The following is a 24,104-nucleotide window of genomic DNA, read 5'->3' on the forward strand; positions in this document are numbered from 1 at the left end:
AAGGCGGCGCGGAAAAACGGGAACACACCCGAGAGAACGGACCTCTCCGGAGGTAGCGTCGAGAGAAGTCCGCCGCGCCGCCGAACCGGGGTGGCTCGTTATGCGGCGCGAATCCCGAATGCGAGCGGAGCGTTCCACCCGCTCACACTCGAGGCGCGCCGCTTGGCGTAAGCGGCCGCATACAGCGGAGTGTGAGTGGTGGTGGTCATGATTGTGCTCCGTGTACGAAAAGCAAGCTATCGGATGGGTATTAATAATTGTGTGACTGTGTGTACCACAGACACCCGTAGAGTGCGGTCACAGTCTCGTACGTCGGCGTACAGGTGGGTCTGTCGGTGGCGTGTTCAGTCCTGTGTCCTCACAGTTCGTCCGCTCTGACGACGGCCTCACGGTCGACATCGTCGACGTCGTCGTAGCCGATGAGTCCGAGCGTCAAATCGAGGTCGGCGAGGAAGTTCTTCACGACCGATTCGACGCCGTTTTCGCCGTCGATGGCGAGACCGTAGGCGTATGGGCGGCCGAATCCGACGGCGTCGGCACCGAGTGCGAGTGCGACGAGCGCATCGGAGCCGCGTCGGATACCCGAATCGAAGAGGACAGGCACGTCGTCGTTCACAGCCGAGACGATGCGCGGCAACACGTCGAGAGCGGTGACCGCGTTGTCGACCTGTCGACCGCCGTGATTCGAGACGATGACGCCCTCGGCACCGCGTTCGATGCACTCCCGTGCGTCGTCGGGATGAAGCACCCCCTTGACCACGACGGGAATGTCGGCGTACTCACAGAGCCACTCGAGGTCGTCGAACGTCAGCGACGGGTCACCGAAGATGTCGATGAACGTCCGAATCGCGTTCAGTTCGGCCTCTTCCGGCGGGGCGTCGAGCAAATCGCGGAACGCCTCGTCGCTGAAGTAGTTGGCGACGCCCTCGCCGTCGAGGAAGGGGAGATAGCCGTCGCGGATGTCCCGTTCGCGCCACCCGAGGATGTTGTTGTCCAGCGTGACGACGAGCGCCTCGTAGCCCGCCGCCTCGGCACGGGAGACGAAACTCTTGGCCACGTCGTCGTTCGACGACCAGTACAACTGAAACCACCCGGGCGTGTCGCCCAGTTCCTCGGCGACCTCCTCCATCGTGTGTGAGGCCGCCGAGGAGACGACCATCGGAACGTCGAGGTCGGCCGCGGCGCGGGCCACCGCGAGTTCGCCCTCGTCGTGGATGATAGATTGGACGCCGATGGGCGCGAGCAACGCGGGCACGGACAGTTCGGTTCCGAACAGTTCCGTCGAGAGGTCCCGCTCGGAGAAGTCCCGAAGCATTCGGGGCCACAGTCGCCACTTCGCGAAGACGTCGCGGTTGTGCCCGATGGTCCGTTCGCCACCCGCCCCGCCGGCGACGTAGCCGTAGGCCTTCTCGTCCATGGCCGCGAGGGCGGCTTCCTCCAGTTCCTCGAACGATGGCGGCACGTCGGGCGTCACGCCGGCCATCCCCTCCATGAAAATCTCGACCTGTCTGTCCGAGCCGCGGTTTGACTCGCTCATGGGGCGACCGTAGAAGCCGGCTGAAATATACTTTGGCCGTCAGGTCCCGTTCAGTCAGCCGCCGGAAGCTCGACGCGGAAGCGGGCACCGCCCTCGGGGGACTCGTCGAGAGTCACTTCACCGCCGTAAACGTCGGCGAGTCGCGAGACGAGATACAGCCCGAGACCGTCGCCGTTGCTCGCCTCGCCTTGCTCGCCCAACTCGAAGACTTCCTCGCGACGCACTTCGGGGATTCCGACGCCGCTGTCGGCGACGACGGTTTCGACGGTGGTCCCGTTCCGTTCGGCCTCGACGCGGACGGTCAATGATTCGGCGTCGTTGTGAGCGACCGCGTTGCCGAGCAGGTTCGAAAACAGCTGATGAACGAGTCCGTCGGCGACGACCCACAGGCCGTCGGGTACGTCGGCGTCGATGTCGACCTCGGGGTGGCTGTCGGCGATGCTGGCGAGTTCGTCGTCGAGCACCGTCGAGAGGTCGACCCGCTCGAACTCCCGCTCGGCGCCGAGCGTCTCGACGAGGGTGTCGGTGTCCCGGAGCAGACGCACGATGGCGTCGCTTCGCCGCTGGATGACCTCCAGTGAGGATTCCCCTTCGGGGTCGACGTGGTCGGCGACGATGTCGGCGTGACCGTTGATGGCCATCATGTCGTTGCGGATGTCGTGTCGCAGGAGTCGCGTGAGCAACACGAGCGTCTCGCGTTGGTCCTCGTTGCGCTCGGCGAGGCGGCGGTTCCGCTCGGAGCGGCCATGGTTGACGCCGGCGATGACGCCGAAGGCACCGCCCATGCTGCCGAGCGTGACGACCTGACTCGCGAAGGCGGCGGTGAACTCACCGGCGAGCAGCGAGCCGAGTTCCGACCAGACGGCCAGAGCGAAGAAAAACAAAAAGCCGGAGAAACACCAGACCATGACGGTGAACCGTTCGTCGGAGGCGAGTTCACTCCGTTCGATGTGAACGCCGAGAACGAGGACGACTCCGCCGAAGAGGACGTGAAGGACGAGTTCGTACAGGGCCGCCTGAATCGAGGCGGTGGTCGGCAACACCGACTGGGACCACAGACTCACGCCGGCGACGACGAAAACGAGTCCCAACGCGGCGACGAGTTCGGACCCGTCGATTCGGTCACCGAAGTATCCACCCATCTTAGCCGAGAGTTATATTCAACTAAGTTAAAAGATACGACACGACGCTACGCCGGCAACGTCAGCGCCGCCCCGAGGAGCGCGAACGCGAGCGTGTTCAGGCCGGCCGCGAGGAGACCGACTTTCACGGTCAGCGAGAGGTACGTCTGTCGGCGGAGCCACTCGCCCACCGTCTCCGCCGGTTCGGACGACCCCGCGTGCGTTCGTTTCGGTTCGTAGCCGGGGCGTTCGATGTCGCCAGGGGGCGAGGGCGGCTCGACGGACGGCACCGACCGCTCCGGGTACAGTTGGGCATCGGGTCGTTCGACGAGCGGTTCCCCCGTACGCTCCTTCGGGGGACGGTCAGCCGGTTGGCGGCGGGCACAGTCGTGATACCGGTGGCCGAGGTGGGTCGCACAGAGTCGCTGGCCGCACCGCTCACACCGGTAAAGTAACTCGCTGTCGGCGCCGCACACCGAACAGTCCATAACCCCGGGGAGGCAGTGTGTCGATATGAATCCAGCGCACAGTTCAACGGTCGTGTCCGCGGTGCCCCACACCGCAGCGCGGCGACCGGATGCCGCAGAGCGGCGCTAAATGGGCGAGTACGACGTTCGGGCGGTGTCGCTGGCCGTCGTCGGCGGCGTGTTCTTCGGCGGTATCGCCACCGGCGTCGCCTTCCCGACGCTGCCGCTGCTCGATGACCTCCTCGGCATCACGGCGGTCATGCTCGGTCTCATCCTCGCGGCCAACCGCATCGCTCGCCTCGTGATGAACACGCCCGCGGGTAGTGTCATCGACCGCGTCGGCGCGCGCACGCCGATGATAGTCGGGTTGTTCACACAGGCACTCGCCCCGTTCGGTTACGTCGTCGGCTTGCACACGCCGCCGGTTACCGTGGCCTCGCTACCGGTGCTCGGAGACGTGTCGGCCCCCGGCGTCGTGTTCGTCCTCGCGCGGACGATGTGGGGAGTCGGGTCGGCGTTCGTCTTCATCGGCGCCTTCGCCGTCGTCACTCACGTCACGACGGCCGACAATCGTGGGAAGTGGATTGGCTACGTCCGCGGCGGCCAGTCGCTCGGCTTCCCGACGGGACTGGTCGTCGGCGGCGTCATGACCGACCTCGTCGGTATCCAAGAGGCGTTCCTCGTCGCCGGTGGCTGTGCACTGTTGGCTGGCGTCGTCGCTTCGGCCGTCCTCCCCGACGTGACGCCCGACCGCGATACAAGCGGTGGACTCCGTGACGTGCCGGCACTCTTGCGCCGACGACCCGTCGTCTTTCCAATCGGAGTCGGGAACTTCACGCTACAGTTGCTGTGGGGCGGCGTCCTGTTGACGACGCTCGCGAAGTACGCCGAGGCGTTCGCCTTCGAAATCGGGCCGTTGGAGGCCGCTGGCGTCGCCGGCGTCGTCATGGGGGGTGGCGTCCTCGTCACTGGCGGCGTGACGCTGTGGGCCGGACGACGCTCCGACGAACTCAGCAACCGGGCGCTGTTGACCGTACCATCGTTTCTCGCCTTGGTCGTCGGGTTCGGCCTCATCGCCCTCGTTCCCGCCCTGCCCGCGTTGGTCGTCGGCGTCCTGTTGGCCGGGGCAGGCGTCGGTGCTGGCGCCCCGGCACTGTTGACGATTCTGGGTGACGTGACGCCGGGCGACGAGTTGGGGCGGTTGGGCGGCGTCTACAACACGATGGGCGACGTGGGGCTCAGCCTCGGCCCGCTGGTGGCGATTCCGGCCGTCGAAACCGCCGGCTACCGAGCGACCTATCTGTTCTGTGCCGGTCTCGTGGCGGCGTGTTTGCTGGTCGTCTCGCTTCCCCTGTTGTGGTCGCCGACGGGGGAGGCCGCTGGTGTCGCCGACTCCGATTGAAACTCCGCGTCGGAGAACGGAAGTTTATCGGGGACAGCCCTCCCGGGTCAGAGCATGAACGTCACCGTCATCGGCGCGGGAAGCATGGGACACGGCATCGCACAGGTGTCGGCGATGGCCGGCCACGACGTGGTGTTGAACGACGTCGACGAGGAACGCGTCGCCGCCGGCCTCGACGGCATCGAATCCAACCTCGACGGCGGGGTCGAGCGCGGCAAAGTGACCGAAAGCGAGCGCGAGGAGACACTGGAGCGTGTCTTCGGCGATGCCGACCTCGCGTCGGCCGTCGAGGCCGCCGACCTCGTCGTCGAGGCCGTTCCCGAGGACATGGACCTCAAAAAGAACGTGTTCGGCGACGTCGAAGCCGCCGCACCCGCCGACGCCGTTCTCGGGTCGAACACGTCGTCGCTGTCGGTCACCGAGTTGGCGAGTTGCCTCGACTCCCCTGAGCGTGCGGTCGGTCTCCACTTCTTCAACCCACCACACATCATGGACCTCGTGGAAATCGTCGTCGCCGAGCAGACCAGTTCGGCGAGCGAATCGACCGCGGTCGACTACGTCGAGGGACTGGACAAGGAGGCCGTTGTGGTTCGAGACAGCGCCGGGTTCGCCTCCTCTCGACTCGGTGTCGCACTCGGCCTCGAAGCGATTCGGATGGTCGAAAGCGGCGTCGCGAGCGTCGAGGACATCGACACCGCAATGGAGGAAGGATACAGCCACCCGATGGGGCCGCTGAAACTCACCGACCTCGTCGGGTTGGACGTGCGACTCGACATCGCCGAGTACCTCCGCGAGGAGTTGGGCGAGCGGTTCCGCCCGCCGCAGACGCTGAAACGGAAGGTCCGAGCGGGGAAACTCGGCAAGAAGTCGGGCGAAGGGTTCTACGTCTGGGAGGACGGCGAAGCGGTCGGCGTCAGCGGCGACGCCGAGGACTGACGGTGAGTTTCCGCAGTACGGCCCTCACAGCCGAACGGTGAGTTGCGCGCCGCCGCCGTCGCTTTCACCGATATCGAGCGACCAGCCGTGGCCCTCGACGACCCGCTGGATGATGGCGAGACCGAACCCCGTCCCGTCTTCTTTCGTCGTGTAGCCGGGTTCGAGCACCGCCTCGCGCTTCTCCGGGGGGATACCCTCACCGTCGTCAGCGATGTAGAATCCCGTTCCGTCGTCGAGCGCACCCACGGTGACCGTCACGTCCGACCCGCCGTGGGTGACTGCGTTCGCGAAGGCGTTTTCGAGCAGTTGGTTGAGTCGGTCGGCGTCGGCCTCGAAGCAGAGGTCCGACTCGATTCGGAGCCCCGCATCAGCGGTGGCGACGAGCGACCACGATTCCTCGGCGCTCTCCCGGAGCGAAACCGTACTCGCTTCACCCACCTCTCGGCCCTCCGAAGCCAACCAGAGCACGTCGTCGATGATGCGGTCCATGTGCGTCAGCGAGCGGCGTATCTCGTGTAAGTCGTCGTCGTCGCCGATGCGCTCTTCGAGGATATCGAGGTAGCCGAGCGCGACCGAAAGCGGGTTCCGAAGGTCGTGGGAAACCACCCCGGCGAACTCATCGAGCCGTTCGTTCTTCCGTTCGAGTGCGCGGTAGTTTTCGATTCGGTCGATGACGGCCTCCAGGTTCGTCGCGAACACTCGCGCGATGCCCACGTCGGTGTCGTCGAACGAGGCGGTCGTCGCGACGTGTATCAGCCCGTAGTCCCCGACCGGAAGGAGCAACTCCTCGACGGCGTCGCTCGTGGCCGAGTGGGAGACGCCGGAGCGGTGTTGTGGGTCGCTGCTCTCGAAGGAAATCCACCGCCGGTCCTCGGTCGACTCGATAGCGGACGGTTCGAAGCCCTCGAAGGATTCGCGGGCGGTCTTTGCCGCCGGGACGAGTGTGCCCTCGTCGTCGGTCGTACAGTACACGGAGACGAGTTCGGCATCGAGCAGTTCGTCGAGTTGGTCGCGCGCGCGGTCGGCGATGTGGTCCGGCGAGGCGAGCTCGAGCCACTCGCGGGTCGCGTCGTGGAGTGCTCGGAGACGGCGCCGCCACGCCCGCCTGTCGGTGATGTCGGCGTTGACCGCGACGAAGCGGACGATTTCGCCGTCGACGTGAATCGGGGCGATGGTCTGATTGACAACGTAGCGGCTGCCGTCCTTGCGCTCATTGACGATTTCGCTCTGCCAGGCGTTGCCGTCCAGAATCGTCTCCCAGAGGTTCTCGTAGAACGCGTCGTCGTGTTCGCCGGATTTCAGTATCGCCGGCCGGGCACCCAGCGCCTCCGCGGCACTGTAACCCGTCGTCGCCTCGAAGGCCGGATTGACGTACCGTATCGTCCCGTCGGTGTCGGTGATGTAGATGGAGTGACCAGCCTGTTCGACAGCGCGTTTGAAACTCCGCAGTCGGATGTCTGCGCTTCCGGCCGCTTGCTCGGTGAGCACTCGCTCGACGGCTTCGAGGAGCCGTTCGACCCGGGCGTCGGCGTCGGAAGGGACGTACTCGACGCCGTCGGTGCGAAGCGCTCGGACCGCGAGGCGCTCGCTGCCCTCCGATGGAAACAGCACCACCGGAACGTCGGTGGCTTCCGTCCGAAGGTCGGAGACGACCGTCATCCCATCACCGTCGGGGAGAGGCGTCGCACAGACCACGCAGTCGACCGGCCGCTCTCGGAGCGCCCCGCGGGCCGCCGACAGCGACTGCTCGAAGAGCACGCGAGCCGAAATGTGCTCCTCGAGGGACGAACACCCCTGTCGAAGCGACTCGCACCCACCCACACACAGAACCGTCTGAGACACGTTGGTAACACTTGCCACCTCACACATATAAAAAACCGGACCATATCGATAGCGAAACTTCGACGTTCGGTACGACCCCACAACTCAAGACGCCGGCCGGCAGAGTGACCGACAGTGAAGCCGCATCCCCCGACGCCGGCAATCGGCGACGCTCCCGAGATGCTGCTCGATGGCGGCCACCTCTGGATACAGGAACTGCTCGACGGGGCCCCGTTTCGGTTTCGGCTTCGGTCGAGCGGTGTCATCGAGGTCGGCGATGGACGGCGACGGTTCGGCGACAGAGAGGTCCCGCTTCCCTACGAACACGCAGTTCGGTACGTCCGAGCGAACCTCGACCGTGAGGCGCTTCGACGTGCCGTCGACGACGTGGCGTCGGTGACGTTCCTCGGCGTCGCGATGCATCACCAGTCTGTCGACTACGACTGGCATCGGATACCGTCGGTGCTTGGCGTCGACGTTTTCGACGCCGACAGGGACCGCTATCTGTCGCCGGACGCCGTCGAGGGAGTGTACGAACGGCTCGGTCTGGAGTCGGTCAACACCTTCGAGAAGGAACACAGGGCGCTCGATTTCGACCCGAAGACGGTGTCGGTTCCTGACTCCGCGTACTACGACGGCCCCGCCGCAGGCCTGCTGGTTCGTGACAAGACCGGCAACCGGGCGGTGGTGTCGAATCCGGACGTCGAGTTGGATGTCGACCCCGAACCGCTGTCGATGTCGGCCGAAGAGGCGGCCGAGCGCTACGCGACCGACCGGCGCTTCGACCGGATCGCGGCGGCGCTGAAAACGGAGGGGAGGGCGGTGACCGTCGACGCTCTCTTCGAGCGCACCGTCGAGTCGATTCTTCGGGGCGCTCACGACCGCCTGTTGCACCCCGAATCGAGCGTCGAGATTGGCGACTTCCGTTCGGCGGTCGCCGCGCGAGCGCGAGCGTGGCTCTCGGAATGACGCTCCATCTCAGATGGGAAGCACCGAGAACCCGAAGACGTAGCCGGAGACGATGTCGGCGGCGAACAGCAGGAAGACGACGACGGCAGCGTAGTGAAACCAGCCGCTGTCGAAGCGCTGACTCCCGCGGTGAAACACGAGGGCGGTAAGCAGACTCACGGGGACGATAGCGAGCATCTCGCCGACCCAGATGCCGGGGTGGATGCCGTACTGGACGGCGAGGCTGATGGTGACGAGTTGGGTCTTGTCGCCGAACTCGGCGACACCCATCACCGAGAGCGCCGTGAGGTAGCCGCCGGCCTGCTCGACGACCCCTTCGTCGTCGAGACCCGGACCGTCCCCGGGAGGGCCGCCGTCGGTACGGGCCACCGGGTCCCCGGAGTCGCCATCACGGTGCAGTGAATAAAGAATCAGCCCAGCGAAGACGACGAACAGTCCGGCCGTGATGGCGTCGAGGTACATCTCCGGGAGCGCGTTCTTGAGCGCCTCGCCGAGCAGTATCTCGAGGGCCGTCCACCCGCCGAAGGCGGTGGCTGCTCCGGCGACGACCCAGTAGGGGTTGTACCGCGTTGAAAGCCCCGCAATGACGAACTGGCCCTTCTCGCCGGGAAGTGCCAGCAACTGCAGCAGGAATGCGGTCGTAAGTACCTCTATCCACCCGGCCATCGTCCGCGCTTCGAGACGACGCCGTATGAAAACACCGAGATGACGCAGGGGCAGTGTTCGGGGGCACTCGATCGCCTGTTCAGCAGTATTTAACCGGTGTCCTGAGAAAAGGACCCCATGGAAGTCAAGACGGTAGACGATGCGGGGTTCTCCTTCCGGCGAGCCGCGCTGTACACGGCCATCACGGCAGCGCTGGTCGCCATCGTTCTCGCCCCGACGCTCGTCTACAGCGAGTATCCGCGGTTCCTCAACACCCTGTTGCTGGTGGGGCTTCTCGGACTCGTCGGGCGGACGTTCCTCTCGGCGCTGCTGTCGTTTCGCGGCGCCAACACCCCCGAGTTGACGCGCTCCGACGAGGACCTCCCCGCAGTCAGCGTCGTCATCCCGGCGTACAACGAGGAGCCGGTCCTGCCCGACACCATCGAGGCCGCGAAGAACCTCGACTATCCGGCCGAGAAACTGGAGGTCGTTCTCTGCTATGAGGCCGACTCCGTCGACCGGACCGCCGAAATCTGTCGGGACGCCGCGGCCGACGACCCGCGTTTCAAGGCCGTCGAGCGGGACGAACCGGGCGGTGGGAAGGCCAAGGCGATGAACTACGCACTGCAGTACGCCAGCCACGACATCATCGCGATGATAGACGCCGACCACTGCTACAAGCCCGACGCCCTGCGGCGGGCGATTGCGTGGTTCGACTCCGACGACGACATCTGGTGTATCAAAGGGCGTTGTTACGGGACGAATCCGGACGATTCGATTCTCGCATTGCACGCGACCGTTGAGCGCCACATCGCCGAGAAGGCCGACCTCTTCGCCCGCGAGGTCATCGGCGGCTACACCATCTTCGGCGGCGGACAGGCGTTCTTCCGCCGTGAAGTGTTCGAGGAGTTGGGTGATTTCGACGAGGACATGCTCACCGAGGACATCGACATGTCCTCGAAGATTCACGCCGCCGGAAAACGGCTCGTGATGGACCCGAGCATCATCACCTTCGAGGAGAACCCACCGACGCTGGATGCGTGGTGGAGTCAGCGAAAGCGGTGGGCTCGCGGCTGGATGCAGGTCGCCGCTCGGTACCTGCTACGGCTCCCCCGGAACCCCCACGTGTCGGCGCGAGTCAAGGCCGATTCGATATACACGCTGGCGTACGCGATTCTGCCGGCGTTTATCGTCATCGGGCTGCCGCTGTTCCTCATGGGGTGGGTCCCGAGCGTCGAGACGGCGACGTACGTCCCCTACTCGGCGCAGCTGTGGACGCTCATCGGCATCTCGCCGATGGTCGTCGCTGCCATCGTGTTCTTTCAGGATTACCGCGAGGGACTCTCTCACCAACCCCGAGAGTACCTCGCGGCCGTCACGTTGTGGTTCTATCTGGTCTTCCAGACCGCGGTGTTCGTCACCGCGTTCATCGAGGAGTTCGTCGTCCACAAGCCGAGCGTCTACGTGACGACGACGCGAAGCGACGTGCCGTCCGACGACTGAGTTCGGTCGCTACTCGTGGCCGCGCCGTCGTGGCCGTCGAAGTCGCTCGCCCGACCGGCCTTCGCCGTCAGCGGTGACGTGGATGCGCCACTCGTTGGCATCGGAGCGAACCGCCTCGTAGGACCAGCCACGCTCCTCGAGTCGGTCGTACAACGGAATCGGCGCCGCCGCCGCAAGAATCAGGAGGTCCTCGCCCTCGGAGCGGTCTTCGAGAGCGTCGAAAACTGCCTCGACCGGCCGGTCCTCCCGCTCCCGCAAATCGACAACGTCCATCGACGCGATATTCTGTTCCGAGGAAGCCGCGGCATCAGACTCCGAATCCGCTCTCCCCCCTGCTTTCGTCCGCCGAGTGAGTGCTTGCATACGCGGAGGGTCGTCTGCGATACACATAGGAGAGGCCGCTGTGTCTCAGCCGCTGGGATGTGATTGACTGACTATTCAATCAGTTCACAACCCTTTTGACTGAACGGTCAGCTAGGTACGGTAGAAAATGTGCGGAGCCTCCACCGCAGAACCACACGATGACAGACGGGTGAGGTCCTGATGGACGACTCCCGCCTGGACCGACTGGTGGCGGCGATTCGCCGGCGAGTCGGGATGGTGTTCAAGAGCCGCGAGGAGTTCGACCTCACCTCGGGGAGCATCGGCAAGCCGCTGTTCTATCTCTCCTTGCCCATCGTCATCACGAACCTGCTGCAGACGGCGTACAACCTCGTCGACACCATCTGGTTGGGCCGCTACAGCACGGAGGCGCTGGCGGCGATTAGCTTCGCGTTCCCCGTCGTGTTCTTCCTCATCTCGCTTGGGTTGGGTATCTCCATCGCCGGAAGTATTCTCGTGGCACAGAACACCGGCGCCGGCGAGGACGCCCGAGCGGAGTTCGCCGCCTCCCAGACGGTGACGTTTGCCATCATCGCGTCGGTGCTGTTGGGCGGGTTCGGCTACTTCGCCGTCGGCGACATCCTCGAGTTACTCGGTGCCTCCGAGGAGGTGCTACCGGGGGCGACGGCGTACCTCGAAATCATCTCGCTGGGGATGGTGTTCATGTTCGCCTTTTTCGTGTTCATGTCGCTAATGCGAGGGTACGGCGACACCATCACCCCGATGCTCGTCATGCTGGTGACGGTGGTCGTCAACCTCATTCTCGACCCGTTTCTCATCTTCGGGTGGGGTCCGTTCCCGGAGTTGGGCGTCGTCGGTGCCGCCTACGCGACGATATTCTCCCGGGCGATGGCGACGGTCATCGGGATGGCAATCATGTTCCGCGGCACGCGAGGCGTCGAGATACATCTGTCCCAGATGGCCCCGGACTTCGGCTACTTCAAAAAGCTCCTCCGAATCGGGGTACCGGCGTCCGTCGAAGGCACCGGCAACGCCATCGCAGTCAACCTGATGTTGGTCATCGTCGGGACGTTCCCGACGGTTGTCGTGGCCGCATACGGCGTCGGCGTCCGGATGTTCTCGGTCATCTTCCTGCCAGCCATCGCCGTCGGCCGGGGCGTCGAGACGATGGTCGGACAGAACATCGGCGCGGGCGAAGAGGATAGGGCGGCATCGGCGTCGCACTTCGCGGCGCGCTCGATGTTCGTCGTCCTCGCGGGCGTCGGCGTGTTGACATGGCTCGGCGCCGGCAACATCGTCGCGGTGTTCTCCGACGACCCCGAGGTCGTCGAGGTCGGACGGCTGTTCCTCCGGTACGTCGCGCCGACGTTCGGCTTCACCGGCATCTTCCAGTCATACAAGGGCGGGTTCCGCGGAGCAGGACGAACTCTGACCGCCGCCGTCGTCTCCATCGCCATGCTCGGCGCCATCCGATTGCCCGTCGCCGCGTTGGCCTCCCAGCGACTCATCTACGAGGGGACACTGCTCGATGTCGTCGTCTCGACGCTGCCGGCAGTCGTCGCCGACCCAATCGGTGCGCTGTTCAGTGCCATCGCTACCTTCTCGATGGGATATGAGGGAATCTGGGTGGCGTTCGCCGTCTCGAACGTCGCAGGGGCGACCCTCGCGTTCGGGTGGTACATCCGCGGTGGGTGGCGCGATGCCGACCTCACCGAACGGGGCGGGCCGCCCACCGAATCAGCCGAATCGCCGGACCCGGAACCGCCTGTCGACGACTAATCGCTGCTGGAAACCGTCAAAGAATACGTCTGTCTCGTACGGCACCCCCGGCGACCGAGACGGCGGGTGCACCCCCGAACCCCCCGGACGAGGGACGCCGTCTCGCTCCGTAGCCCGACAGCCAGAATCGGCGGCAACGGTTCGACTGTGACTGTCGGGTGGCCCCACGCGGCGCTGTGGCCGCGTTTCCGTGCCGTTCCCAACCCTATCACGTCGACACGCGGCGACAGTCGCCGTCGACGCGTGCGATTACGACCCGATACCGCGTTTGGTCCCGAACAGTGACGGCCCCGATGCGCCGTCGTATGGGACTTCACACGAGTACATATGTTCTGCAGTAATATAAAATTTATGCTGCGCATAATCTCTTCGATTATATGCATTCAAATAATCAGTTTCGGACTGGCCACCCACAACGGTCGTTCCCATCGGAGAGCCAAAGAAAGCGTCTGGCAGCGACAAAATCGGCCGTTTTGGTTATTCGTCGTCGACGAGGTCTCCGAAGACGGCCTCCGCGTCGGCAGGCGTATCGAAGTCGTGGAAGTGTTCGCCGCGCTCTTTCGAGAGGATGTTCAGCGCTGCTGCAGCGCCGTCGCCGACGGAGATGGCGGCCTGCCACTCCTCGGGTCGGACCATCGCACCGGTCGCGTAGGCGTTCTCCACGCTCGTCTCCATGTCGACGCCGACATCGACCACGTCGCCGTCGAAGTCACAGCCCAGTGACTCCGCGAGGTCGCGGTTGGCGCCCGTCGCGAGGACGACGTAGCGAGCGTCGTAACTCCCGTCGTCGGTCTCGATGACGAAGCCGTCGTCGGTCGACTCGACGCCAGTCACTTCCTCGCCCTGCCGGCGGTCGACACCGAAATCGTCGACCTGCTGGCGCGCGGTGGCCATGAACTCGCTGCCGCCGACCGACCCGACGCCGAGGTAGTTGAACAGATGCGCTTTGTGCATCCACGTCTCGTCGGTGTCGAGCAGCGTCGTTTCCAGCCCGTTCTTGCTGGCGAACAGCCCCGCGCTCAGTCCCGCAGGACCGCCACCGACGACGATTACGTCAGAGTTTCCTGATTCAGTCATGATAATCTCCGGCCGAACGTCGAGCGGAGCGCCAAGCGCCACCGACGCCCGAAACCGTCCGATATCTCCGTCCCGTAGCAACAAAAAACCAGCAGGGAACTCCGTACAATCAGGTAACGGTCGAGTCACGTGGCGACGAAAAGCGACGGCGACAGACCAAGCACCCGAGATGGACGCTCCGGCCTACATCCGGGAGGCTTCCTTGGCCTCCTCGGCGTGTTCCAGCGCGAACGTCAACTGTGCGCGGTGGAGCGCTTCGAGTTCGTCAGCGTCCCCGTCGGGGAGTTGGGTCGTGACCTCGACCCCGGGGAGTTCGGTCTTCATCTTCGCGCCGCCGCTACCGTCGAGGAGGTCTTCGAAGTCGAAATCGGACATGGTCACTCGGAGGGAGGGCCCTCGTCGTCTTAGTTGGTGGTGTCCGACCACCTCGTGAGGGTCGGTTCGGTTTGAAACGGTGTCAATCAGATAGAGTAGGAGTGAAACAGCGGCTATCTGACACGGTTGGGTGTCGGGGGGAATCGAGGGGTCCCTCTGAAGCCTCCGCTTTTTTTATACAAGCGAAAGAGTTCTCTCACTATGGTCACAGCACCTGCCGGCACGGACCAAAGCGAGTCCCTCGACCGAGAGGCACTCATCCCCGATGTCGGTAGCGAGGTATCTATCCTTCACATCGAGGATGACGCCGCTTTCGCTGAGTTAGTCTCGAACTTCCTGCAACGAGAGCGTGACTCCTTCGAGGTCTTGACCGAAACGGACCCTCGGGATGGCATCAAACGGGTCGAAAACGAGCGCATCGATTGTGTCATCTCGGACTACGATATGCCCGAAATGAATGGGTTGGGTGTCTTGAAAGAAGTCAGGAAAAAGCACCCACAACTCCCGTTCATACTCTTTACGGGAAAAGGCAGCGAGGAAATCGCCAGCGAAGCGATATCAGCGGGAGTCACCGACTATCTACAGAAACGCAAAGGAACCGAACAGTACGGGATGCTTGCCAATCGCGTCGAGCAGGCCGTCGCTCGCCGGCGCGCCGAAAAGCAGGTCGAACGCGGGTTCAACGCTATCGAAACCGCAAACGAGGGAATCAGCCTATTGAACGACACCGGCGAATTCATCTACGTCAACGAGGCCTACGCGAAAATCGTCGGCTACGAGCGAGATGAATTGCTCGGCGAACACTTCGAGACGATTTACCCGGACAACGACATCGATTTCGTGTACGAAGAGATGATTCCCGAGGCAAAGGAGGGTGAGTGGACAGGAACGACGGTTTACGAGCGGAAGGATGGTGACGTGATTACCGTCGAGCATTCGATTTCCTACACCACGGGTGATACGATGATTTGTACTATCTCCGAGAGCGATGAGGAGGTGCGCGAAGCGCTGTCGCTCCGCGAACAGGCGATGGACGAAGCCCCGATTGGAATCGTCATCACCGATGCCGACCGTGAGGACAACCCAATCATCTACGCAAATGACGGGTTCGCGGAGGTGACGGGATACTCACGCGAGGAAACGGTAGGGCGGAACTGTCGCTTCCTGCAGGGTGAAGAGACTCGGGAGGAACCGATAGCCGAAATGCGAGACGCCATCGACGCCGCGGAGTCAGTTGCCGTCGAACTGCGTAATTATCGGAAGAACGGAGAGATGTTCTGGAACCGGGTGACGATTGCGCCACTGTTCGACGACAGTGGAGACGTCGATTACTTCGTCGGCTGTCAGGAGGACGTGACCGCGCGCAGAGAGATAATGGCGGAGTACGGCTCGCTTGGCTCAGTTCTCTCTCACGATTTGCAGAATCCGCTGCAGACCGTTCGTGGACGGCTGGAACTGGCTATCGAGACTGGCAACATTGACCACGTCGAGGAGGCGATACCGTCGGTGGACCGGCTGGAGGCGTTGACCAATGACATCGCGAGCGTGTTACAAACCGGGACTATCACCCCGAAACGCGATTACGTTAGTGTTGAGAGAGCCGCCGAGTCGGTTTGGGAGTCCCGTGAAGATTGTCACGACGAGAGTTCCCTCGAGGTTGTCGATTCCCCGGCGGTGACTGGCAATCGTGGCGCGATTGGCCGGATGATGGATAACCTGATTGGTAACTCAATCGAACACGGTGAACCACCGGTCACGATTCGAGTTGGCGGCTTAGAGGACGGATTCTACGTTGAAGACGATGGTCCCGGAATTCCCGAGGGGAACCGCGAGAAGGTGTTCGAGCAGGGGTTCTCGACGAAAGAGAGCGGCGACGAAACCGGCGTGGGGATGACGAGCGTTCGGCAAATCGTATTAGCACACGGCTGGCGGATTACTATCACGGATAGCGAAGCGTTGGGCGGCGTCCGATTCGAGATTCGGACGGAGTGAAACCGACCGGCTGAAAAGCCGTAACCATAGCTCCCTTATGGGAAAGTGATTCGGCTGTCGCTGTCTCGGCCGGCATATACTGATAGACGTGGGGGAACGCATCTGAAGTGGTTTCGGGGATACCGCTTCCGACCAGCAAGACGATTCGATGTCCGGCGGGAATCGCTGACGCAGTCGGGAAGCAACACATCGTCGGGCGGTATCACGTCGTAGGTCGCTTCGCTCCGTTCGAATGCTCCGTGTCGGCAGGGGGCGGGTCCTACTCGACGTTATGTTCGTCAAGCCGGTCGCGAACTATCGATTCGAGACCGCGGTCAGCCTCGATAGCAGTGATGAGTGCTCGGAGTAGACGATTGTACGCGGCTGGGCGCTCAATCATCGCGACGTGACCGGTGCGTTCCATCCGGCAGAACACGCTTTCGGGGAGCCGACTCGCAGTCCCGCGTGCCACATCGACCGGAACGATTCCGTCGGCAGGGCCGTGGATGACGAGCGTGGGTACATCGACTCGCTCGATGTCGGGGCGTCCGTCGTATCCCCAAAACGCCTCGGTAACGGTCGTCCACGCCGAGCGGTGTCGTGGCAAGGGGTTCGACTGCAGGAAGTCCTCAACGACGGCCTCGTCTGTTCCCTCGTGAAAGCCAACGCTGTAGGCCAACTGGCGAATGAGCGCGTCGCTCGTTGGGAGGCGATACAGGCGCAAAGCCAGAAACAGTCGTAACAGCGGCTTCTCCCATGCCGGCGTGAGGTCGTGGTCACCACCAGCGTGCAGAACGAGGCCAGCCGTCGGGTGGCGTTTGGCATACTCCAGAGCGATGGCTGTGCCGTAACTGTGGCCGTGGACGATGGGTCGGTCAATATCGAGCGTATCGAGCAGATGCCTGAGGTCGGCGACGTGCCCGGCGAGCGACTGTTCGGGACGCGTCGTGGAGTTCCCGTTTCCGGCCAGTGCATACGTCACCAATTCCTGCTCGCCCTCGAACGCATCCAGTTGCGGATACGGGTTCCACAGCGAGCCGAGGCCACCGTGAACGAACACGACCGCTGGACTCGAACCACCCATATGAACCGCCTCTAACTCGACCGATTCGGAAACCTGCACCCGACGCGAATCCGGTATCGAGTTCCGGACGTCAGCGAATCGGACGTACCCGGGAGGGAACGGTGACGTGGACATAGGTGGTTCAGAAGGAGAACTTGTCACGCACCGATTGAAGAGCGAGCCGAGAGAGCAGGCGAGCGGGGCCACGCTTGGGTAGTTCTCGAATCGTTTCGGTTGAGCCCGGTGGATTACCACCGCCGATGTGAAGCTCCCAGCCCGTCTCGTCGGCAAAGCGGTCGACCGCCGCTTCTACGTCTTTCTGTACCGCTTCGGCGTCCATCGTCATCGGTGTCCCATCCCGCATCACGAGTTCCCCGTCGACGATAACCGTCTCCACGTCGCCCGGCGCGGCGTTGTTCACGACGTGCGCAGGTACGTTCGTCAACGGTGTGAACTTCGGCTTGTCCACGTCGAGAAGGACGACATCCGCCCGCTTGCCCGGTTCGATGCTTCCGATCTCGTCGCCGACACCCAACGCACGTGCGCCTTCGATTGTCAGCATTCGCACCAGTTCCATCGACGAGTATTGGCCGGTCGTCCGTTTGACGTTGGCCGCAAGGCGGGCCTGTCGGGCCTCGCCGAACATGCTGTAGGAGTCGTGCCAGTAGTGGTCGTCGATGCCCAGCCCGACGTCGACACCCGCATCCCGTAGTTCCGGGACGGGCGTCCACTGCATCTCGGCGTCCGGGTTCCAGTAGCAGAACACCGACGGGCAGTGTGCCACGGACGCGTCCGCCTCGGAAATTCGTTCGATATCCGCCTCGTCGGTGACGCGGAAGTGAGCCGCAACCAGGCGTTCGTCAAGCACTCCAACATCATTGAGGAGGCCGAGCGAGTCCGGCCCCCCGTTTGCTCGTGCCATCGTATTGCTCGCTTCGAGTTCGAGCAGGTGAGTGTGGACGAGCAAGTCAGGGTACTCAGCAGCGAGATTGGCGGTACGCTCCCACAACTCGCGCGTACACGACCAGTCGTCGTGTGGGCAAATCGTCGCCCGGATTCGTCCATCGTAGGTATCGTGGTGCGTTTCGATGAACTCGCGAGCGCGGTCGAACTGCTCGTCGACGGGAACGTCCCAGAAGAGGTCCGTGACGGTCGGGCCGAAGAAGCCACGGAGGCCCGCTTCGCCAAACGTCTCCGCGCCCGCAGTTGGGCGCACGTCCATCGAATTAATCGTCGTGACACCTCCGAGGAGGAAATTCAGGGCGGCGAGTTCGTAACCGGCCTCAGCCAGATAGTCAAAGTCACCCTCGCCGAGACGACCAAAGATGGCCGTCATACTGCCCATCATCTCCAGCAAATCGAGGTCGCTGAACGCACCGATTAGCGGCGTCAGTTCGAGGTGGGTGTGGGCGTTAACCAGCCCCGGCATCACCAGTCTCCCGTCGCCGTCAATCGTGTGCGTGGCTTCAATCTCTCCATCGCCGTCCTCGGACGCTCGTACCTCAGTAATGCGGCCGTCGTCGATGAGTACCGTCCCGCGTTCGTACAGACAGTTGCGCTCGTCGACCGTGAGAACGAGCGCATTGGAGATGGCAATGTCAACGGTCATCCCGTGTCGTCCTTGAGGTGGCAGTCGCGTCAATGCTTGGTAATACGGTTTCGTTATTCTCCTTGACTCCGGGTCAATCGAGGCTGGAATCGGTTGATGTAGAACAGTCACTGATTGCTTGAGACAGCGTTGTGCTACGGGGAAGAATCACGTAGTGATGGACGAATGACGATATTCCATGCATCAAGGTCCAGCCAACTCATCTTGCTCCTCTCCACCTCGATGGGTCGAAACCCCGTGTCGATACTCATCTTGACGAGATTCGGGATTTTTCCAGTTATCGACCTTCTCCCAATCGGCAGGTTTCACTTCGTTTTTTGGCTTCCCGAGGCTCATGGAGGTGTACCCTTTCCATCGGTCACGACCTTCGGGAGAGAGGTCGTTATATCCGGATATCTGCTGGTAGTTCAAGCTCGCACTGTAGACCTTCTCGATTTCCTCCTCGGAGAACACGTCCTTGATGTTCCGCTTGCCGTTCGTACTCGGTATTTCGTACTTCGGCTCCCATTCCGGAGGATCTTCATCGAGGTGTCGCTGATACTTGAATAGCCGCTTAATGGCCTTCTGTGTCCCCGATGCGTGGCTCGCAGAACGGTCATCATCGAGCAGAATTCCCTCCATGTATTCGTTCGCTTCGGAGTGGGTAAACGAGGTTTTGAACTCGTTGTGATTCCACACGAAGCGTGCGAAGTGGTCCGTTCTGTATAGCGTGTCTTTCGCTGTGTGTTCGGAGTATCCTTCGAGGGATTTCGGATTCTTTCCGCGCTCTAACAGCCAGTTAGCGAAGCCTCGGCGGGTGACTTCCCACGTCTGGAGTTGTTTGTCACGCAGTACTTCGGCGTCGTCTCGCGTTGTCAGCGGCAGGTTTTCGAGGTCCATTTGTAAATTTTCCCTGACACGTTACAAAACCGCCAGAGGGTGGCGGAGTAGAGTTTACACCCTACTTTCTTGTCCTAACGTGTTCTGATTGACGCGGAGAGAAAACAGCCGAAAACCGCGATACGTGAGCGGGTTTTGAATGCTCCGTCAGGGATTCGAACCCTGGTCCTTGCCGTGAGAGGGCAAGATGATTGGCCGGACTACACCAACGGAGCGTTCGTCTGAACGCATCGAATCGTATCGGTGATGGACGTATAACCGTTACGTTTCACCCCTGCCGTGAGCCGGTTTCTCACTGAATCGTCACGGCATCGACCGCGTCGCTGACCGATTCGAACCCGACAGGTGTCGCGGGGGCGTTCGGGTCCGAAACGCTCATTGGCAACATTCCAGTAGGGACAGCCATCACCGAACGCGCCAGCAGTTCGAACGGAGGCGGTCAGTCGCTCTCATGAGGAGCTTCTCGCTCGATAGCACCGATTCGTCGACGACGGAGCGGCCGTTCTTCGATGGCCCCTCGAAGCAGACGCGGGCCGAGCGACACCTCACGGAGGCGACCGGAAGCGACACGACCGCGATTTCAGTCGACTTCGAGGCGGTGCCGACCGAACTGCTGGCCGCGATGCGACGGGTGAACACGGAGGCGAAGTCGTTCTCCGACGACGCCCGACGGCGATACAGACACGGCGACCACGACGGTGCGGCGCTGAACCGAAGCCGAAAAGAGGCGCTCTACGAGGTGAAGCGGCGACTCCTCTATACGCTCTTGCCGTACGCCTCCGGCGTCGAAGCCCAGACCATCGACAGCCGGGAGTACTACTCGTTCCGTTTCGACGCCGCCGACCACGAGCCGTATCACGAAACAAATCGTCCGGACGGGAACCATCACGCAGGATGGCCGGACGGACGCGTTCCCGGGTTGGGGTCGGTCGCCCTGGATGCGACGCTTTTGAACTACGAGTACGGCTTCCATACGCCCGTCGAGTCCTTCGACAGACTGTGTGCGGCCGCCCGCATCGTCCACGGTCACGACCGACGCGATGGCCTTCCCGGGAGAGAGGAATCCCGGTGGGCAGAGTACGAACCGAACACGGAACTCGAAACGGGGTACACCTTCGAGGACGCGGGTCGACTCCTCGCGTCGCTCGTCGACGACCAATACGACCCCGCAAACTATCTCCCCCGCGGAACGACGTTCCGGTGACGCCGCTCGATTACTGAGACCCGCTCTCGAAGGGGAGACGGACAGTAGACAGGCGGGACAGACAGCGAAGAGCAGTTCGGGGCGGGTGTGAGAGCGTGATTGGACGGCTCTACAGTGCCTACAGCGGCGGCAGTCCTCACAACGCTCTACGCGGGGCCGTCTCGACAGTTCTCGGCTGACGCCGTCGGTAAGCGAAAGGAACGACGAGGGGCCCGACGAACCGGAGTGTATCGCCAATCGAACCATTGAGTGTATTTGAAAGGCATTAAGATACATTCAGCGGTAAACTTATCTGTGTGGCGGTGTTACACACACATAGACGGCGAGTCGGGACGAGGCACCCACCGGGCCAGGATTCGACACGGCATAGGCCCTCGGTACCGACTCGAATCGGACGATGTGAACGCCCGAGCACACGACTCGGCCACGACGGAACGACAGTCATGAACACACACGATACGGAGGCCGCCGGTCGGTGCCCGTCCTGCGGCGCGACGGTACCGAACGCATTCGTGCTCATCGAATACGAGGCCGACGACGAACGTCGGATGTACGCCGAGTGTCCAGCGTGTGAGAACGTCGTTCGACCGCGGCCGAGCGACTCCAGCCGATAACACAGATGGTTACAGGACCACCACGGACGATACTGCGACTACTCGACGAACAGGGGCAACTGCCAGTCACGGCCATCGCTGAGGAACTCGAACGCCACCCGGTCACCGTCGACCGGCAGTGTTACGACCTCCAGCGGGATGGCCACATCAGGATGGCGACCAGCGGCGGGGCCTACACCCTGACCGAGAAGGGACGAAAACGGCTTTCAGAAAGTTCCAACTCCGCGGACCCGGTCCAGTAGCGCTATCGGACTTCCTCGAAGTCCTTGTGACCCCGGATGTCGACGCCGTCGTCGGTGACGGTGGCGAGGAAGACACCGTTACCGGAGCCGGTGTCGCGCTCGACGGCCGCCTCGACCGCACGGGCGCTGAGCGAGGTGGCTTCTTCTGTCGAAAGGTCCGGCGTGTAATCGTTCTCGAGAACACCGTACGCCAGTTGCATCCCGCTTCCGGTGACCGTGTAGTCGTCGGCCATCACGCCGCCGGCAGGGTCGATGGAGTAGACGTGACTCCCCTCGTCGTCGACGCCGCCGAGGATGGGCCGGATGGCCCGGAACGGCCCGCCGCGAGCGAGGTTGCCGGCAAGCGTCGACAACGCCGGAATGTCCATCGGTTTTCCACGGCGCGTCTCGTAGAGCGAGGATTCCGCCCGAAGCGAGCGGATAAAGGACTGGGCGCCGCCGACCGAGCCAACGAGCGTCAGGGCGGCCGTCGGGTGAATCTGTTTGACCTTCTGGACATCCTTGTTGGAGACGAATCGGCCGCCAAGGGAGGCGCGCATGTCGGTCGCGATGACGACGGCGTCCTCGGTTGCGATGCCGACGGTCGTCGTTCCGGTCTTGTTGACCGTCTCCTCGTCGCCGGGGGTTGACTCGAAGTCCCCGAGTTCGGGTTCGTACGGTGAACGAGCGTGGTCCTCGCCGGTTCGGGGGAGATCATTCATCGCTCTCACCGCCGATTTCGGCGAGGTGTTCTTCGACCGTCTCGGTCGATACGGTCTCGAAGGACTCCGTCTCGGCGTCGATGGTCGCGATTTCGACCCCGTCGGCCGAGAGTTCGTCGTTCGTGGCGGCCAGCCCGCGCAACGCCAATCCGATACCCTCCTCGAGGTCGAGGTCCTCACTGTAGCCCTCTTCGAGGACGGACTGAATCGCCTCACGGTCGCCGCCGACGGCGGTCGCCTGCCACTCGTAGGGCGTCCCGCTGGGGTCGGTCTCGAACAGTCGCGGCTCGCCGTCGGAGATACCGCCGACCAGCAACGCGACACCGAATGGGCGGGCGCCGCCAGTTTGGGTGTACTGCTGGATGTGGTCGGTGACCGACTTAGTCAGCGTCTCTATCGGTATGGCCTCGTCGTAGCGGAGGCGTTCGGTCTGTGCACGTCGCCGCGCGAAGTCGATGAGTTGCCGCGCGTCGGCGACGTGGCCGGCACTCGCGATGCCGACGTGGTCGTCCGCCTTGTGTAACTTCTCGACTGACGACCGTTCCATCAGCGGCGAGCGAACGCGCCGGACGGCGCCCAAGACGACGCCGTCGGGGGTTCGGACGCCGACGCTCGCGGTGCCGCGGGAGACGGCCTCGCGAGCGTATTCGACCTGATAGAGGCGCCCGTCGGGAGAGAAGATGGTGATTCCCCGGTCGTACGCCTGCTGCTGTGAGTTTCCTTGCATTGTGATAGAGGGCCACTGCGGCCTTCACCTCGGGTTATGGCACCGGGTATATATACGTACCTCATAAGAGGTCAGCCTTGCCCGGACTCGATTCGGCACTTAGGAACCTTTCGGCCGCGACAGTCGTCGCGGACTCAGTCTCGTCGTCGGAAGGTGAGGACGGTACGGACGCCGTCGGCACCGTCGGTCGTCTCGGTCGTGATGTTCGGCCCGAGAACGTCCTCCTCGTCGACGACGCCGTAAAGCACCTCACGAAGGGCGTCGGCCTCCGGTCGCTCCTCGAGGAGGGCAACCCTGACCTGGCCGCGGTTGTCGCTCACGTCGGCGACCTCGTAGCCGCCGGTTTCGAACGCCTCCCGGAGCGCATCCAGTTGGTCGGACATGCCACCCCCTTCGCCGTCGGTACACAAAAGCCTACAGGCCACACGGAACCGCTCAGCGACCCTCCGCCAACCGCTCGGCCGTTCGCTCGGGCAGTCCCACTCGCTCGGCGAACTCCTGTGCGCGCTCGACGGGATAGGCCACGCGACGCAACTCGACGGAGTCCGCATCGGTGTCGAGAATCGCATACGCCGCCCGCGGGTCGTTGTCCCGCGGTTGGCCGACGCTTCCCGGATTGACGACGAGACGACCGTCTACCGTCGCCTCGTGTTGGACGTGGGTGTGTCCGAGTACAATACCGTCGTAGTCGTCGAGATACGGCCGCATCTCCGGGAATTGCCGCGGACGGACGTACGAACCGCGGCGCTCCTCGTCGGGGTGGCTGTGAACGAGGAGGTAGTCGCCGCCGGCGATGTCGACCCGAAACGGGAGTTCCGCCAGCCACGCCCGCTGGTCGTCGTCCAGTTCCGACCGAGCGTGCTCCAGTCCGGCGTGGGCCATCTCGTTGTGAACGTATCGCTCGGGCGTCTCGACGTTCCGGTCGTGGTTTCCCTGAACAGTGACCGAAGCGACCGAACGGACGCGCTCGATACAGGCGGCCGGCCAGGCGTTGTACCCGACCACATCGCCTACGCAGACCACCTCATCGACCGACGGCATGTCTTCGAGGACCGCCTCCAGTGCTGGGAGGTTCGCGTGGATGTCCGAGACGAGTCCGATTCGCATGGCTGGGCCTACG

The 24,104-nt window shown here is 63.2% G+C and carries 24 protein-coding genes and 1 tRNA gene; 9 read left to right on the forward strand and 16 right to left on the reverse strand.

What is annotated here, in order from left to right; translation table 11 throughout:
* Positions 1 to 358 precede the first annotated feature (358 nt).
* The 3 genes from NMP98_RS06660 to NMP98_RS06670 are packed head-to-tail and all read right to left on the reverse strand — an operon-like array spanning position 359 to position 3,146.
* On the reverse strand, positions 359 to 1,537 hold the full coding sequence (locus NMP98_RS06660) for an alpha-hydroxy-acid oxidizing protein (protein WP_254860747.1): 1,179 nt from the start codon (positions 1,535 to 1,537) through the stop codon (positions 359 to 361).
* 50 nt (positions 1,538 to 1,587) lie between these two features.
* Positions 1,588 to 2,679, reverse strand: a complete 1,092-nt coding sequence (locus NMP98_RS06665; protein ID WP_254860748.1) for a sensor histidine kinase — start codon at positions 2,677 to 2,679, stop codon at positions 1,588 to 1,590.
* Positions 2,680 to 2,726: 47 nt separating this feature from the next.
* Complete coding sequence (locus NMP98_RS06670; RefSeq protein ID WP_254860749.1) at positions 2,727 to 3,146, reverse strand: hypothetical protein; 420 nt, start codon at positions 3,144 to 3,146, stop codon at positions 2,727 to 2,729.
* Positions 3,147 to 3,255: 109 nt separating this feature from the next.
* Between NMP98_RS06670 and NMP98_RS06675 the strand changes: the two genes are divergently transcribed.
* Both NMP98_RS06675 and NMP98_RS06680 read left to right on the forward strand, forming a co-directional pair.
* Complete coding sequence (locus NMP98_RS06675) at positions 3,256 to 4,527, forward strand: MFS transporter (RefSeq protein WP_254860750.1); 1,272 nt, start codon at positions 3,256 to 3,258, stop codon at positions 4,525 to 4,527.
* Between the two features lie 54 nt (positions 4,528 to 4,581).
* Positions 4,582 to 5,463, forward strand: coding sequence for a 3-hydroxyacyl-CoA dehydrogenase family protein (locus NMP98_RS06680; RefSeq protein WP_254860751.1), 882 nt, complete (start codon positions 4,582 to 4,584; stop codon positions 5,461 to 5,463).
* Positions 5,464 to 5,487: 24 nt separating this feature from the next.
* Here the strand turns inward: NMP98_RS06680 and NMP98_RS06685 are convergent, their stop codons facing one another.
* On the reverse strand, positions 5,488 to 7,284 hold the full coding sequence (locus NMP98_RS06685) for a hybrid sensor histidine kinase/response regulator (RefSeq protein ID WP_254860752.1): 1,797 nt from the start codon (positions 7,282 to 7,284) through the stop codon (positions 5,488 to 5,490).
* A gap of 135 nt (positions 7,285 to 7,419) precedes the next feature.
* Between NMP98_RS06685 and NMP98_RS06690 the strand changes: the two genes are divergently transcribed.
* The gene (locus NMP98_RS06690; RefSeq protein ID WP_254860753.1) at positions 7,420 to 8,253 is read left to right on the forward strand and encodes a hypothetical protein; all 834 of its coding nucleotides are present in this window, start codon (positions 7,420 to 7,422) and stop codon (positions 8,251 to 8,253) included.
* 9 nt (positions 8,254 to 8,262) lie between these two features.
* Here NMP98_RS06690 and NMP98_RS06695 read toward each other — a convergent pair whose 3' ends face one another.
* On the reverse strand, positions 8,263 to 8,919 hold the full coding sequence (locus NMP98_RS06695) for a TMEM165/GDT1 family protein (RefSeq protein ID WP_254860754.1): 657 nt from the start codon (positions 8,917 to 8,919) through the stop codon (positions 8,263 to 8,265).
* A gap of 117 nt (positions 8,920 to 9,036) precedes the next feature.
* Here NMP98_RS06695 and NMP98_RS06700 point away from each other — a divergent pair, with 117 nt between their 5' ends.
* Positions 9,037 to 10,401 carry a glycosyltransferase family 2 protein gene (locus tag NMP98_RS06700; RefSeq protein ID WP_254860755.1) on the forward strand — a complete coding sequence of 455 codons (1,365 nt, stop codon included), beginning with the start codon at positions 9,037 to 9,039 and terminating at the stop codon, positions 10,399 to 10,401.
* Between the two features lie 9 nt (positions 10,402 to 10,410).
* On the opposite strand, the gene NMP98_RS06705 is transcribed toward NMP98_RS06700, so the two are convergent.
* Positions 10,411 to 10,764, reverse strand: a complete 354-nt coding sequence (locus tag NMP98_RS06705) for a DUF2249 domain-containing protein (RefSeq protein ID WP_254860756.1) — start codon at positions 10,762 to 10,764, stop codon at positions 10,411 to 10,413.
* Between the two features lie 180 nt (positions 10,765 to 10,944).
* Here NMP98_RS06705 and NMP98_RS06710 point away from each other — a divergent pair, with 180 nt between their 5' ends.
* Complete coding sequence (locus tag NMP98_RS06710; RefSeq protein WP_254860757.1) at positions 10,945 to 12,522, forward strand: MATE family efflux transporter; 1,578 nt, start codon at positions 10,945 to 10,947, stop codon at positions 12,520 to 12,522.
* A gap of 477 nt (positions 12,523 to 12,999) precedes the next feature.
* On the opposite strand, the gene NMP98_RS06715 is transcribed toward NMP98_RS06710, so the two are convergent.
* Entirely contained in the window at positions 13,000 to 13,599 is a 600-nt protein-coding gene (locus NMP98_RS06715) for an NAD(P)/FAD-dependent oxidoreductase (protein WP_254860758.1), read from the reverse strand.
* A 183-nt stretch (positions 13,600 to 13,782) separates the two neighbouring features.
* The gene (locus tag NMP98_RS06720) at positions 13,783 to 13,974 is read right to left on the reverse strand and encodes a hypothetical protein (RefSeq protein ID WP_178916802.1); all 192 of its coding nucleotides are present in this window, start codon (positions 13,972 to 13,974) and stop codon (positions 13,783 to 13,785) included.
* 201 nt (positions 13,975 to 14,175) lie between these two features.
* On the opposite strand from NMP98_RS06720, the gene NMP98_RS06725 reads away from it, so the two are divergent.
* The gene (locus NMP98_RS06725; RefSeq protein ID WP_254860759.1) at positions 14,176 to 15,966 is read left to right on the forward strand and encodes a PAS domain-containing protein; all 1,791 of its coding nucleotides are present in this window, start codon (positions 14,176 to 14,178) and stop codon (positions 15,964 to 15,966) included.
* A gap of 259 nt (positions 15,967 to 16,225) precedes the next feature.
* On the opposite strand, the gene NMP98_RS06730 is transcribed toward NMP98_RS06725, so the two are convergent.
* From NMP98_RS06730 to NMP98_RS06745, 4 genes are all read right to left on the reverse strand, one after another.
* Positions 16,226 to 17,029: an alpha/beta fold hydrolase gene (locus NMP98_RS06730; RefSeq protein ID WP_254860760.1), complete on the reverse strand. Its 804-nt coding sequence runs from the start codon at positions 17,027 to 17,029 to the stop codon at positions 16,226 to 16,228.
* 121 nt (positions 17,030 to 17,150) lie between these two features.
* Complete coding sequence (locus tag NMP98_RS06735; RefSeq protein ID WP_254860761.1) at positions 17,151 to 18,617, reverse strand: amidohydrolase family protein; 1,467 nt, start codon at positions 18,615 to 18,617, stop codon at positions 17,151 to 17,153.
* Positions 18,618 to 18,800: 183 nt separating this feature from the next.
* Positions 18,801 to 19,496 carry a site-specific integrase gene (locus tag NMP98_RS06740; protein ID WP_254860762.1) on the reverse strand — a complete coding sequence of 232 codons (696 nt, stop codon included), beginning with the start codon at positions 19,494 to 19,496 and terminating at the stop codon, positions 18,801 to 18,803.
* A gap of 140 nt (positions 19,497 to 19,636) precedes the next feature.
* A tRNA-Glu gene (locus NMP98_RS06745) sits at positions 19,637 to 19,711 on the reverse strand.
* Between the two features lie 236 nt (positions 19,712 to 19,947).
* Here NMP98_RS06745 and NMP98_RS06750 point away from each other — a divergent pair.
* From NMP98_RS06750 to NMP98_RS06760, 3 genes are all read left to right on the forward strand, one after another.
* Complete coding sequence (locus NMP98_RS06750; RefSeq protein WP_254860763.1) at positions 19,948 to 20,700, forward strand: hypothetical protein; 753 nt, start codon at positions 19,948 to 19,950, stop codon at positions 20,698 to 20,700.
* A 443-nt stretch (positions 20,701 to 21,143) separates the two neighbouring features.
* The gene (locus NMP98_RS06755) at positions 21,144 to 21,314 is read left to right on the forward strand and encodes a DUF7837 family putative zinc-binding protein (RefSeq protein ID WP_254860764.1); all 171 of its coding nucleotides are present in this window, start codon (positions 21,144 to 21,146) and stop codon (positions 21,312 to 21,314) included.
* A gap of 5 nt (positions 21,315 to 21,319) precedes the next feature.
* A complete protein-coding gene (locus tag NMP98_RS06760; RefSeq protein ID WP_254860765.1) occupies positions 21,320 to 21,556 on the forward strand; it encodes a helix-turn-helix domain-containing protein in 237 nt (78 codons plus the stop codon).
* Between the two features lie 2 nt (positions 21,557 to 21,558).
* Here NMP98_RS06760 and psmB read toward each other — a convergent pair whose 3' ends face one another.
* The 4 genes from psmB to NMP98_RS06780 all read right to left on the reverse strand — a co-directional run bounded on the left by psmB (position 21,559) and on the right by NMP98_RS06780 (position 24,091).
* Positions 21,559 to 22,257, reverse strand: coding sequence for an archaeal proteasome endopeptidase complex subunit beta (gene psmB, locus NMP98_RS06765; protein WP_254860766.1), 699 nt, complete (start codon positions 22,255 to 22,257; stop codon positions 21,559 to 21,561).
* Positions 22,250 to 22,984: an archaeal proteasome endopeptidase complex subunit alpha gene (psmA, locus tag NMP98_RS06770; RefSeq protein WP_254860767.1), complete on the reverse strand. Its 735-nt coding sequence runs from the start codon at positions 22,982 to 22,984 to the stop codon at positions 22,250 to 22,252. The genes psmB and psmA overlap by 8 nt, the downstream gene beginning before the upstream one ends.
* 134 nt (positions 22,985 to 23,118) lie before the next feature.
* Positions 23,119 to 23,367, reverse strand: a complete 249-nt coding sequence (locus tag NMP98_RS06775; protein ID WP_254860768.1) for a hypothetical protein — start codon at positions 23,365 to 23,367, stop codon at positions 23,119 to 23,121.
* A 52-nt stretch (positions 23,368 to 23,419) separates the two neighbouring features.
* Complete coding sequence (locus NMP98_RS06780; RefSeq protein WP_254860769.1) at positions 23,420 to 24,091, reverse strand: metallophosphoesterase family protein; 672 nt, start codon at positions 24,089 to 24,091, stop codon at positions 23,420 to 23,422.
* Between the last annotated feature and the right edge of the window lie 13 nt (positions 24,092 to 24,104).

Source organism: Natronomonas gomsonensis (assembly GCF_024300825.1).
In the GTDB taxonomy this organism is placed as follows: domain Archaea; phylum Halobacteriota; class Halobacteria; order Halobacteriales; family Haloarculaceae; genus Natronomonas; species Natronomonas gomsonensis.